The 12,867-nt window shown below is 58.4% G+C and carries 12 protein-coding genes and 1 pseudogene; 11 read left to right on the top strand and 2 right to left on the bottom strand.

All coding sequences use genetic code 11. The features are described 5' to 3' along the window. Positions 1 to 17: 17 nt before the first annotated feature. The 11 genes from ACIQUH_RS11590 to ACIQUH_RS11540 all read left to right on the top strand — a co-directional run bounded on the left by ACIQUH_RS11590 (position 18) and on the right by ACIQUH_RS11540 (position 11,308). Complete coding sequence (locus ACIQUH_RS11590) at positions 18 to 332, top strand: hypothetical protein (RefSeq protein WP_400814999.1); 315 nt, start codon at positions 18 to 20, stop codon at positions 330 to 332. Positions 333 to 421: 89 nt separating this feature from the next. Beyond that, positions 422 to 2,236, top strand: a complete 1,815-nt coding sequence (locus ACIQUH_RS11585) for an NAD(P)-binding domain-containing protein (RefSeq protein ID WP_400814996.1) — start codon at positions 422 to 424, stop codon at positions 2,234 to 2,236. Between the two features lie 165 nt (positions 2,237 to 2,401). Next, positions 2,402 to 3,163 carry an SDR family NAD(P)-dependent oxidoreductase gene (locus ACIQUH_RS11580; RefSeq protein ID WP_400814994.1) on the top strand — a complete coding sequence of 254 codons (762 nt, stop codon included), beginning with the start codon at positions 2,402 to 2,404 and terminating at the stop codon, positions 3,161 to 3,163. A gap of 138 nt (positions 3,164 to 3,301) precedes the next feature. Then, entirely contained in the window at positions 3,302 to 4,261 is a 960-nt protein-coding gene (locus ACIQUH_RS11575; protein ID WP_400814992.1) for an NAD-dependent epimerase/dehydratase family protein, read from the top strand. Positions 4,262 to 4,272: 11 nt separating this feature from the next. Then, positions 4,273 to 5,031, top strand: coding sequence for an SDR family NAD(P)-dependent oxidoreductase (locus ACIQUH_RS11570; RefSeq protein ID WP_400814990.1), 759 nt, complete (start codon positions 4,273 to 4,275; stop codon positions 5,029 to 5,031). A 116-nt stretch (positions 5,032 to 5,147) separates the two neighbouring features. Next, positions 5,148 to 5,501 carry a hypothetical protein gene (locus ACIQUH_RS11565; RefSeq protein WP_400814987.1) on the top strand — a complete coding sequence of 118 codons (354 nt, stop codon included), beginning with the start codon at positions 5,148 to 5,150 and terminating at the stop codon, positions 5,499 to 5,501. Positions 5,502 to 5,572: 71 nt separating this feature from the next. After that, positions 5,573 to 5,911, top strand: a complete 339-nt coding sequence (locus ACIQUH_RS11560) for an FAD-binding protein (protein WP_400814985.1) — start codon at positions 5,573 to 5,575, stop codon at positions 5,909 to 5,911. Between the two features lie 767 nt (positions 5,912 to 6,678). After that, positions 6,679 to 9,372 (top strand): Tn3 family transposase, encoded by a 2,694-nt coding sequence (locus ACIQUH_RS11555; RefSeq protein ID WP_400814982.1) that lies wholly within the window; start codon positions 6,679 to 6,681, stop codon positions 9,370 to 9,372. 130 nt (positions 9,373 to 9,502) lie between these two features. Continuing rightward, a complete protein-coding gene (locus tag ACIQUH_RS11550; RefSeq protein ID WP_400814979.1) occupies positions 9,503 to 9,829 on the top strand; it encodes a putative quinol monooxygenase in 327 nt (108 codons plus the stop codon). A gap of 26 nt (positions 9,830 to 9,855) precedes the next feature. After that, complete coding sequence (locus ACIQUH_RS11545) at positions 9,856 to 10,497, top strand: LysE family translocator (RefSeq protein WP_400814977.1); 642 nt, start codon at positions 9,856 to 9,858, stop codon at positions 10,495 to 10,497. 313 nt (positions 10,498 to 10,810) lie between these two features. Continuing rightward, positions 10,811 to 11,308 (top strand): recombinase family protein, encoded by a 498-nt coding sequence (locus ACIQUH_RS11540; protein WP_400814975.1) that lies wholly within the window; start codon positions 10,811 to 10,813, stop codon positions 11,306 to 11,308. 65 nt (positions 11,309 to 11,373) lie between these two features. Here ACIQUH_RS11540 and ACIQUH_RS11535 read toward each other — a convergent pair. Continuing rightward, positions 11,374 to 11,727: pseudogene (locus ACIQUH_RS11535) on the bottom strand (recombinase family protein); the annotation flags it as partial. Between the two features lie 213 nt (positions 11,728 to 11,940). After that, complete coding sequence (locus ACIQUH_RS11530; protein ID WP_400814973.1) at positions 11,941 to 12,723, bottom strand: inositol monophosphatase family protein; 783 nt, start codon at positions 12,721 to 12,723, stop codon at positions 11,941 to 11,943. Positions 12,724 to 12,867 lie beyond the last annotated feature (144 nt).

Below are 12,867 nucleotides of genomic sequence, written 5' to 3'. Positions count from 1 at the left end.
GTCAGGGAGGATTGTCCATGCATGATTTCAGCGGGGCGCGCTATTTTGCGCTTCATCTTGCTGGCGGCGCAGCGACGCCAATTTCTATGAACGACAAAGGCGATGTGGACCGGCTCTGCAAGCCGATGTTTCGTCCTGCATTGACTATTTCCCCCGAGTTTCTGCAATCGCATCAAGGCTGCCTTGCCGTGTCCTGCCACGAGCGGTCCGTGCCCCCGCGTATCGACGCGATGGTACGGCCGGGCAACACGCGGCGAGACCGACCAGCATTTTCAATCAGCCCCACTGACAAGAAACCTGCCAGCGCGTTCAGGGCTTCTGAACACGCCTGATTTCGGCTGAGACTGCATGGGCATGGCAACTTACTGCGCTCAAGACAGGCTGGTTCAGCCAATAAAAGTTAGTAAGAAGGAGAATAACGTTGAACGATATACAAGTTCGTGGCCAGGTCGAAAAATGGATGACGGCTTTCGACAAAGCGATTTCAGCAAAGAGCACGCAAGCTCTGAAAGAATTGTTCACCGAGGTATCGTACTTTCGGGACAACGGTGCTCTCACATGGGACTTCCGTCAGTTCCATGGCAGAGATGCCGTGCTCGAAGCCCTGGTATCCGTCGCGGACGAGATCCGTCCGCATAACTTCAGGACCTCGGAAAGCTGGCCGGCTCCGCATTTCCTCGATGTCGGCGGTTCGACCGTAGTCGAGGCCTTCCTCGAGTTCGACACTGCGAATGGCTCCGGCGTAGCGCTTTTCAATGGCATCCCGGACGACCAATCCCCGTTCGGGTTTAAGGTGCGCGCGCTATACACGCGACTGGAAGGCCTGAACGGAGCACAACAGCCGGAACTCCATCCCCGTGGAAGCGGCTTCACGCCGGATGTTCCCGGGCAAACATGGAAAGAACACCACGCCCTGAAGCGGCAGTTCATCGATCGCGATCCCGAAGTTCTGATCGTCGGCGCGGGCCAAGCAGGTCTCGTCGCGGCCGCCCATCTCGAACAACTGGGCGTCAGCCCGCTCATCATCGACAGGAACGAGCGGGTTGGCGACAACTGGTACAAGCGCTACGGTTCGCTTGTCCTTCACAACCCCGTGGAAATGAACGGGTTCCCCTTCCTGCCGTTTCCCAGACATTATCCGGAGTATCTGCCGAAGGATGTCGTGGGGAATTGGCTCGAGATCTACGCACAATATCTGGATCTCAACGTGTGGACGTCAACCGAGTTTCTCGATGCCAAGTACGACGACAAGGCCAACCAGTGGACGGCAACCATCAAGCTGGCGGACGGCAGCACGCGCATCCTTCATCCGCGCCATATCATTCTTGCGACCGGCGGCATCGGTGGAAAGCCGTCCGTTCCGGAGTTTCCCGGTCTTTCAACGTTCAAGGGGAAGGTTTTCCACTCGGCCAACTACACACAGGCGTCCGAACTCGGAGGCAAAAAGGCGATCATCGTCGGCGTGGCGACCAGCGCGCACGATATTGCCGGCGATCTGTACAAGAATGGCGTCGAAGTTACGATGCTGCAGCGTAGCCCTGTTATCGTCTGCAACATCGACACCGCCAATCTGGCCTATGCCGGTTATATTGATCCGAACATTCCGACGGAACTGGTCGACATCCGCTACGGTATCGGTCTGATCAATCCCATTCGCGAATATCTCAGCCAGAGCTATCACAAGATGGCGACCGGGCTCGATGCCGAATTGCTGGAGGGGCTGACTGCGGCCGGCTTGCGCCTCGGCGACGGCGTCAATGGCATGGGATGGCTCGACCTGTTCCTGCGAACCGGTGGCGGCTACTATCTGAACAAGGGTACGTCCGAGATCATTGTCGATGGCGGCATCAAGATCGAACAGTTCAGCCGTGTCGTGGAATTCGTTTCCAACGGTGTGAAACTCGACGACGGCACGATCATCGAGGCCGATCTTGTCGTTCTTGCGACCGGCTACCAGAACCGCAAGGTCGAGGTTGCCGAATGGTTCGGCGAAGACGTCGCGGAACGTGTCGGCGATATCGCTACGCTCGATGCCGAAGGCGAATGGGCAAACATCTGGGGGCAGACCGGTCAGCGCGGCCTGTGGCTGAACGGCGGCGGCATCAACCAGATCCGTCCGGGATCGAAACGCCTCGCACTCCTCGTCAAAGCCGATCTCGATGGCCTGATAACCGAGCGGTTCCGCCGTTCACCCAAAAACTCGGTCACGAGCGCTGTCTACGAGCCAGCCGCCTGATCGTCTGACCAATGCCCGTAGCTATCGCTCTCCACCGAAGGGAACGATAGATAGCATCTGCGTCTGGCAGTTCCACAGACCGCCGAACGCGCAGCTACAGAGCGATCTCCCGAACTTAATCGTCGTGACCGCATGAACTTATGAAATCTACGGAAGGCTGAATATATGGAGCACACGATCTACGCCAGCCTGGCAAGCAAGGTGTGTTGGGTGTCTGGCGGAGCCAGCGGGATTGGGCGAGCCACCGCACTGGCCCTTGCTGCTAGCGGTGCAAAGATCGTCGTCTCCGACGTGGACGAGACGGCGGGACAAGTGATCGTGGATAAGATTGTCGGCGACGGCGGAGCGGCGATCTTCAGCCAGACAGATGTTCTCGATGATGGCTCCGTTCGCGCCAGCATCGAGAACGCGGTTTCCCGGTTCGGACGGCTCGACATCGTCGTCAACTCTGCCGGCAAGACCAGCACGGACCAATACGAGGATTTCGAACGCAACGTCGACATGTTCCTCCTCGGGACCTGGCGCGCCGTACGCGCATGTATCCCTCATTTGCAGCAAGCCGGTGGCGGGTCGATCATCAACATCGCCTCGATAGCGGGGATCACAGGTTCGATCGGTCCCGTCGGCTACGGCCCCGCGAAACATGGCGTCGTTGGCATGACGAAGGACACAGCTCTCAAATATGCTAAGGACGGAATCCGCGCGAACGTGGTCTGCCCCGGCTACATCGAAACACCGATGACCGCCCGGATGAGTCCCACCCAGGCGGAGAGCCGGGTCCTTATCACCCAAACGCTGCGTGTGCCCATGGGGCGCTGGGGAAAGCCCGAGGAAATCGCGAAGGTCGTCGCCTTCCTGGCCTCCGACGACGCCTCCTTCATAACGGGACAGGCTGTCGTCGTGGACGGAGGGCTCACGGCCCGCTGAAGAATAGACGATCCTTGCAGGCCTGGTCGGAGGAACTTGGCCAGCAGGCGAGCATGACATCGACAACACAATCAGAAGCGCCCATCGGCTGCATATTACCGACTGCGCGTCTACCTTTTCTAAATGGGAGGAAAAGCAATGAAGACACTCGTTATTGGCGCAACCGGATATGTCGGAGGACGTCTAGCGCATGCGTTCAAATCAGCGGGCAGCGATGTCTATGGGCTGGCGCGTAGCGAGAAGAGCACAAACGCTCTTTCGTCTGCAGGGATCACGCCGATTGAAGGTGATCTGACTGCGATTGACCGCCTCAAAGGTCAGCTTGAAGACTTCGATACAATCGCCTTCGCCGCAACCATCCCGTTCGAGGACGAACGGCAGGTCATCGGCGAGTTGATCGGCAGCTTCGGCAGGCCGGGCCGATCGTTCGTTTTCATTTCCGGATCCGGCGTTGTCTCCACGCCTGCTCGTGACGGCGGCTGGAACGACTATACGGCGGCCGAAGACGACCCCTACCCTTTCGAGCCGCTTCGCAATCGAGCCATCAGACTGACCACAGAAAAGCTCCTCAGCGACGCGGCAGCGGAAGGCCTGCGCACGTTCATCATCCGGCCTCCGCTGATCTGGGGTCACGCAGGCAGCATCCAGGTCCCGCAGTTGTTCGAGTCAGCACGCAAGACCGGGACCGTCTGCTATCTAGGCCAAGGGCTCAATCTCTACTCGCATGTTCACGTCGACGACGTGGCGACGGTGTCACGCCTTGCCTTCGAGAAGGGCACTCCCGGCAGCGTCTACCACGTCGTAGCCGGCGAAGTGAACTTCCGCACGATCGCTGAGGCCGTCGGTGAGGTCACCGGTTGCCCTACCCGCAGTCTCACCTACGACGAAGCCGTCGAGCTTTGGGGTGCGCCCTGGGTGGATCTCGGCCTCGCCGTCAACAGCCGAATCAGATCCCCCAAAACAAGATCCGAGCTCGGCTGGACGCCGGCCCATGTCGATCTCGTCGCCGACATCCGCCAAGGATCCTACAAGAAGGCATATGACGACGCGAAGCAGAGCGGCACCGTCCAGGGCTACTCCTGGGCCGCCCACGGATAAAGGAGGCCACCATGACCGATATTCTCAAGGGCAAGGTCGCAGTCATCACCGGAGCGGCGGACGGTATGGGACGGGCGATAGCCGAATTGTTCGCGCGCGAAGGCGCTCATGTCGTCGCCACGGATATCCATGGCGACAAGCTCTCACTCGCGCATGGCCAGAACAGCAACATAACCACCGTCGCCACTGACATCACCGCGGCTGGTGCCCCGGAACAATTGGTCTCGGCGGCTGTCGCTAAGGGTGGTCTCGACATTCTCGTCAATGCCGCCGGCATCTTCCAGTTCGTCGGGCTCGAGGAACTGACACTAGAGCAGTACGACAGGATGATGGATGTCAATCTGAACGCACCATTTCGCTTATGCCTGCGTGCTATCCCCGAACTCAAGAAGTCGGGCGCCGGCCGGATTGTCAACATTGCGAGCACCAACGCACTGCGTGCCCGTGCGGGAATGGGTGCCTATACCATCAGCAAACATGGCATCGCCGGCCTGACGATCAGCCTCGCCGTTGAGCTCGCCAAATACGGGATAACCGCCAACTCGATCAATCCCGGCACGATCCTGACGGGCATCACTCGCGAGCTGATGACCGAGGCCGGTCGCCGAAAAGACATGGAGGGCCAGGGCCTGATGAATCGCCTGGGAACGGTGGATGAGATCGCCCAAGCCGCCCTCTATCTCGTTGGCCCCAATTCGGGATTTACGACGGGGCATGGACTGGCCGTCGATGGAGGCTTCCTTGTCAAATATCCAGACTCCCTGGTCTGATTGCACAGAAAAGAACAGGCCAACAGATGCCGTCGGTTCACGCGGGAGAAGATAGAGCTTTCGCGCTTGTGGCCGCGGTTGAGACAAACATCAACATCAGATCGGGAGAGTAGGCTATGGTGAAGCGATATACATGGATCGTGCTGACCAATGCGGTCGAGCGCACGGATGAAGAGTTCAACCGTTGGTATGATACCGTACACGTTCCGGACCTGTTGAAGATTCCGGGCGTGGTCGGCGCTGAGCGGTCCAAGCTGGCGCCTTATCAATCGGTGATGACGGACCAGGGTATCGAGATCGTCGACGCCGGAAACGCCCCTATCTCGCATCGCTACCTGGCGCTCTATCACATAGAGACCGACGATCTGCCTCGCGTCCTGAACGAGGTGAGAACAAGGGCGGGTACGCCCGAGATGATCATCTCCGAGACGCTTCTGGAAGCCTCAACCATGTGCTTCGAGGCGTTCTAGTCCGCGATGTCGAGCAGATTGAAAGACGTCACGCGAATCTTGCTTCGTGCCTAGAATAAGGAACCTTCGTGATGCCGCAAGAATGGGACACCACCGTAGATCTGTTGGTCGCTGGCACCGGTGCGGCTGCATTGGCTGCCGCAATTGCCGCTGCTGACGATGGTGCAAAGGTGCTTGTCGTCGAAAGCACCGACAAATGGGGCGGCACGACATTCCTTTCCGGCGGAGGGGTGTGGTTTCCCAACAATCCGGTAATGCGTCGGCAAGGAGCCACGGACACCGCCGAGGCTGCCTTGAAATACATAGAAGCTATCGTCGAAGACGTTGACCCGGCATCATCGCGGGCACGTAAAGAGGCGTTTGTGAACGGTGTCGATGATCCGGTCCTGACGCTCGAAAGTATGGTTTGAAATGGATTCGCAGCAAGGTCTACCCTGACTACGTTTCGCACTTGCCAGGAGGCAGCGTCGGCGGGTGTGCCTTGAAGTCAAGGCATTCGACATTAAGAAGCTGGGGGACTGGTACGCGGAGACCCGTGCTGAAGAGACAATGCCTCTTCCTCTCAATCTGGACGATTTTGCTGATCTGGCGCGCGGCTTCAAGAACTTGCGCGGGGCGACACGGGCCCTTCGGGTGGGCGCGCGGATCTGGTCGGGAAAACTTCGCGGCCAGGAGCTTCGTGGAATGGGCGTATCAGTTTTTCCGTGTCCCGTGGTCCAGCCCGAAGGGTTCACTCCAAAACGGCTCAGTTCCGCGTGGAAACCAACAGACAATCTCATATCTCGCCGCATCCCCATATTTTGTCACGTTATAGCATTTCGCAGAGCCTAATTTATGCAGCTGTTTCGAAATGTAGGGGTAGGGAAAGTTCATTTGGACACAAATGCCTTTGGATTCGTCTGGTGAAAGCGAGCATGAAATTGTAGCTGAAGTATGTGGGGCGGATCGTGACGCATGGACAAGTGATGAACCTTCGCCAATTTAAATGCCCTATCAAAATCCTCGCGGCTGGAAGCTTGCTCCGCGTGGCATCTCAGCTTCATATCGCGCATGTAGGCCCAGTCGGTCCGAAGCTGCGATTTTGGCCAAGTGAAGAACGTTGTGGGAACATCGCGGACGTAGTTGACGGCTTGCCTGAGGAGGAATGACGGTCCGCTCCGGTAACCGGAGTGGAACTATGAGTTTTGGTCTTTCGAGTGAGGATCTGGCTAATCGCTGGAGCCTGAACTTTTCCGACATTGCTTTAGTGAATGGCATACCGGAATTGGCGCAGCTGGGGTTTGCGGTCCAGCTTAAGTTCTTCGTCGCGCACGGCTTCTTTGTGCCGGATCATGCGGCGATCCCCCCTGATGGCGTTTTGTATCTGGCTGAGCAACTCGGCCTCACAGCTGAAGCGGTGAACCACTACGATTTCTCTGGTCGGACCGCCCGCCGACATTGCGGGCAGATTTTGCAGCACCTCGGCTTTCGGCGTCTGAAGCGGGAAGATCGAGAGCAACTGACATCGTGGATAGCTGATGAACTGTGCCCGACCGGGCAGTCGATTGGCGCCATTCTTGAGCATGTTTTCCTGTGGTGCCGGGACCGGCATATTTACGGACCTTCGCGCAAGGAACTCGATCTGCCGCGGGACCTTCTCTCGATCGTCGGAAAGTCCTGGGTAGAGCAAGTCGTTCGTCGTGTCGGAGGAGAAAAGGCCTCGGAGATGCGCCGACATGCACCTGCGCGACAGATCGGGCTGTATGCGATTTATCTTCTGTCCCGCGAGACACAGTTGACGGACGCGATGATCGATCTCCTGATCGAGACGGTCCACAAGATCGGGACGCGCTCGAAACGCAAGGTTGTAGGCGATATCGCGAAGGACATCGAACGGGTCTACGGCAAGGAACGGCTGCTGGTCGAGATCGCCAGCGCTTCGATCGACGAGCCCGCGGGGCGCGTCTGCGATGTCATCTTCCCGATCGTCGGTAGGGACAAGCTGGCGGCGATCGTCAAGGAGAGCCAGGCAAAAGGGGCTCTCGACCGGCGTATATATCAGGTAATGCGCTCGTCCTGGGCCAATCACTACCGGCGCATGCTGCCAAGCCTGCTTTCCGTTCTGGAATTCCGGTCGAACAACACCGTGTGGCGCCCTGTTCTGGCGGCGCTGGATTGGATCAGGAGCAAAGTGGATGATGGCTGCCGGTTTGTGCCGATGGAGGATGTGCCGATCGACGAGGTTATTCCGGCCAGATGGCGCAGTTCGGTCATCGATGACGATGGTCGTGTTAACCGGATCAGCTACGAGCTTTGCGTACTCACCCAATTGCGTGACCGCATCCGTTCCAAGGAGATCTGGATTGTCGGCGCGGACCGTTATCGCAACCCTGACGACGATCTTCCCAAGGACTTCGAAATCCGCCGTGACGCCTACTCCACAGGCCTGAACCTGACCCCGGATGCGCGAGCGTTCACGACCGGCATCCGCCAGAAGCTTGAGCATGAGTTGCTGCTTCTGAACGCAACGATCCCTCGAAACGATAAGGTCCGGATTCTGTGTCGCGGCGAAAATCGCATATCGATCACACCGTTCAAGCCTCTGCCGGAGCCAAAGGGGCTTGAAGCGATCAAGGGCGAGATCGGTCAGCGCTGGCCGATGACGGGACTGTTCGACGTTCTGAAGGAGGCCGCACTCGATACCGGTCTGCTGGAGGCCTTCGAAACGTCGGCGTCGAGAGTTGCCCTGTCGCGCGAGGCGCTGGATCGGCGGCTTCTGTTGTGCCTTTATGGTCTTGGCACGAATGCCGGGCTCAAGCGGATCGCCGGCGCGACAAATGATGTCAGCTACGACGAGTTGCTGCATGTTCACCGCCGCTTTATCCACGCGCCGGCGCTGAGGGAGGCGTGCGCACGGGTTGCAAACGCGATCCTGGCGATCCGCAATGCTGCCGTCTGGGGTGACGCCGGTACGGCATGCGCGTCCGATTCCACGAAGTTCGGCGCTTGGGATCGCAATCTCATGACAGAATGGCATGCTCGCTATGGCGGCCGAGGCGTCATGATCTACTGGCATGTCGAGAAACGCGCGACTTGCGTTTATTCCCAGCTCAAGCGGTGCTCGTCTTCGGAGGTCGCCTCCATGATCGAAGGAGTGCTTCGTCACTGCACCGACATGGAAATCCAGCGCAAGTATGTCGACAGCCATGGTCAGAGCGCGGTCGGCTTCGCGTTTTGCCGCCTTCTGGGATTCGAGCTCGCTCCGCGCCTGAAAGCAACTGCTCGCCAGAAGCTAGCACTCCCGGAAGCGTCAATGCGTACGCGGCTGCCGAATCTCCTGCCGATCCTCTCCGGTGCGATCAATTGGGAGGAGATCGAGCAGCAATATGACGAGATGGTAAAATATGCCGCTGCCATGCAGACGAGAACGGCCGACCCGGAAGCAATCCTGCGCCGGTTCGCCCGTGCCGAAGTGATGCACCCGACCTACAAGGCGCTGAGTGAGCTAGGCCGTGCGGTCAAGACCATATTCCTATGCCGATATCTTCGTCAGGAAGCGTTTCGCCGGGAAATCCACGAGGGCCTGAATGTCGTCGAGAACTGGAACAGTGCCAACGGCTTCGTTTTCTTCGGCAAGGGTGGCGAGATTGCCACGAACCGGATTGACGAACAGGAAGTCTCCGCCTTCGCGCTGCATTTGCTGCAGGCGTCGCTTGTCTATGTGAATAACCGCATGCTTCAGACCGTGCTCGTGGAGCCGAAATGGGCGGGCCGGATGACGCAGGAGGACTATCGCGGCCTCACACCGCTGATCTACCGTCACGTCAATCCTTATGGCCGTTTCGACCTCGACCTGAATAGCCGGATCGATTTTGGACGGCTTGCCGCGTGACATCCTTGCGACAGATCAACTCAACCTTTCGTACTCCGGTTAAGACTGGGACACTTCGATTGGGACCGAAGCATTGTATGTCGATGCTGCGCTATCCTTCTTTTTATTATGCTCCCCGATAGAGGCCAGAATGAAAAAGCCATCCTATACACCCGCCGACCTCAACATTGGATTCGTCGTCGCAATCGCAATCGAAGCCAAACCAGGGGAGGAGGATGCCGTCGGCGCAATCCTGCAGGGCCTCGTGGCCCCGACTACGGCTGAGCCCGGCGTCAAGCTCTTCTTGCCGTATCGCTCGCCGAGTAACCCCGCGAGTTTTTTCCTCTACGAGCTTTATGTTGACGAGGCCGGTTGGCAACAACACCAGGAGACGGCTCACTTCAAAGCGGCCATTGCTGAGCTGCTGCCACGCACGGCCACGCGTGAGCGTGTTCCGTTCATCCCGTATTTTGAATAGTTTGGTCAGATTCTAGGAGCACGACTTTGGATCAACTGCTTGTCTACCTGCCCGGCATCCTGCTCGCATACGCGGCATTTCTGATCGCAATGATGAGCCCCGGGCCTAATGTGCTTGCCATCATGGGCACTTCAATGAGCTTTGGGCGGTCGCAAGGCATCGCCTTGGCGCTTGGAATATCGACAGGATCATTCCTGTGGGGAACGCTCGCCGCGACGGGATTGTCGGCGCTGCTCACCAGCTATGCCGCAATGATCACGATCATCAAGATCGTCGGTGGTATGTATCTCTTGTGGCTGGCCTACAAAGCGTTTCGAGCGGCAGCCGCAGAACAGGCTGTGGCCGCGCGAGTGTTTGACGATGCGGGGACGACAGGTCCGCGGCACTTCCTGCGGGGGGGTCTTGTGCAGATGACCAATCCGAAAGCTGCGCTGGCGTGGGTAGCGATTATCTCTCTTGGGCTGCAACCTCATGCGCCAGCTTGGGTTGCCGGTCTGATCGTCGTTGGGACCACTGCGCTCTCTGTGCTCATCCATCTGAGCTATGCGATTATTTTTTCTTCACAGCCGATGATTCGGCTTTACGCGAGAGCGCGAAGGCCAATTCAATTGGCTCTGGGGGCGTTCTTTACGTTTGCCGGGATCAAAATGCTTACGGCCAGGATTTGACCGGCGCGTTCTGCGTTTCGCGAAAATCCTGATTTTCCGGTGCTGAATGGCTCACGCTAAAATTACTCAGCAATTCTCGAACGCGGTAGGGGCGCCCTTACCGCGTTCGGCCGAATTGCAATGTAGCTTTTGGGTGCACCTCAGAGTAACAATCGAAAGTGACATAAGAGACATGTCACGAAAGGGTGGATTCGCCACCAATGTGACGATATAGGAAAGAAACCACCCTAATGCGACGGATTCTCCCCATGGCTCGCGTCGGATATGCCCGTGTCAGACAACGGACCGGGATCTCTACATCCAGGTCGCCCGGTTGAAGGCAGCAGGCTGTGAGACCGTTCGTTCGGAAACAGGATCGGGTGCATCGCGAACCGGGCGTACGGAGCTGGAGACGATCATGCAGTTCTTGCGCGCCGAAGATGAGCTTGTCGTCTTGCGTCTCGATCGGCTCGGCCGTTCCACACGCGATGTTCTCAACCTGCTCCATGAACTCGAAGAAAAGGGAGCTTCGTTGCGCGTGCTTGAGCCGGAAGTCACAACGGCTGGAAGCATAGGGCAGATGGTAGTCACCATCCTCGGCATGGTTGCCGATATGGAACTGAAGTTCATCAAGGACCGTCAGCGCGCCGGGATCGATGCGGCACGAGCCGAAGGCGTCTATAAGGGCCGGAAGAAAAACATTGACGACGATGAAATCCGACGCCGCATTGCCGCCGGTGCCAGCAAAGCCAGCGTCGCGCGTGATCTCAATGTTTCCAGGATGACTGTTTACCGAGCACTGGTGAGCGTCGACGATCAATCAGGCGCGTAAAGCAGGCCTGCCTAAATCCGTGTTCCGTCTTTGTTCTTCATTTGGCCAAAATCGCAGCTTCGGGCCGACTGGGCCAACTCGGCAATGCCCGCGAAGACCGTCAGCACCATACGGCCGGCCGGCGATTTGGTGTCGGCCCATGGTTCGGCCAAGGATCGCAAGCCGGCCTCGGCCGCGTCCAAGCGCTCGGCAATGTCGAGAAGGTCACGCGTCGATCGGGCGAGGCGGTCCAGCCGTGTCACCGTCACCACGTCGCCGGCGCGGAGCTGGTCGAGCATGGCGGCGAGCGGCGGCCAATCACGCTTCGCTCCCGACGCCTGTTTCTCAAAGATGCGCTTGCACCCCGCCGCCTTCAGCGCCGCGCGCTGCTGATCCAGGGTCTGGTCGTCGGTCGATACGCGGGCATATCCGATGAGCAAGGCGCTTCCGTTCCTGTGGTTCGGCCCGGAATCTACCGCGTGCAATCCGTCGCGGAAATCCATATTCTGCGACGGCGCAAATATCAGGCGCAAAACCCCAACAAAACTCGGGCAGACCGTCCGAAAACCCTCGGAGCGGTTCCTGATAAGGGTTTTCAGACGGTCTGCAGGATATTTGCGACAGATAGTCCGCTTTGCGGACGAAGCTGCCGGTCAGCTTGTCGGCGAAATCTGATCCAAAACCGCCGCATGAAGCTCGGAGGATGCACAGGCGACGATGGCCCCGCTTGATTCCAAAGACAGTAGCTGCCCCTTCCAATCGGTGATCGTGCCACCGGCCTCTTGCACCACAGGGCACAGGGCGCAAATGTCGTAGGTGTCCAGATCATCCCCGTTCAGGCAGATGTCTATAAGACCTCGGGAAAGCGCACCGTAGGCCGCAACGCCACCATCAAATACCCTGACACGCCCGGTTGAGTGCAAGTTCTGGTATCCTGCGGCGCGCGCTCCCCGAAAGCTGTCCGGGTTGGCAAGGCTGATCACGGATTCCGCCAGGTCTTGCTGGGCGCTGCTGCGGACAGGGCGGCCTGAAAACATGGTGCCTTTCCCCTCCGTCGCCAGGTAGCGTGCGCCCGGCATTGGCAAATCAATAATGCCCAGAACCGGCAGGCCATCGCGGCATAGGCTGATCAGCGAGGCGAAATTCAGCAAGCCCGCCCCGAACTGGCGGGTTCCGTCGATAGGATCGAGTACCCAGGTGAAGGCGCTGCTCCCCGTGTCGACCCCATATTCCTCGCCCAGAATGCCGTGAGAGGGGAACTGATGCCTTATTTGTTCTCGCCAGCGCGCCTCAATGGACAGGTCGGCCTGAGTCAATGACGAACCATCCGGCTTGTAGCTCACAGCGAAGTCGCTGGTCCACGCTTTGGCGGAAAGGTCAGCCGCTACCTCTGCGAGGTTCAAAGCCGCTGCCATGAAGCGTTCGAGTTCGGACATGGTGTCCCCTTGGAGAAAGGGGGCCAACATAACATCCAGAGCGTAACGGCTGAGTGACGGTTAAGGGCTCAAAGTGACTGTCGTACAATTCCTACAGATAGGATATTTGCGACGAAAGCCTCGCGTCGTTATTGGCGATCACGA

The organism is Agrobacterium sp. NPDC090283, from assembly GCF_044769685.1.
GTDB lineage: Bacteria > Pseudomonadota > Alphaproteobacteria > Rhizobiales > Rhizobiaceae > Agrobacterium.
Note: the sequence above shows the minus strand (reverse complement) of the source record. Positions and strands in the feature narration are given on the sequence as shown.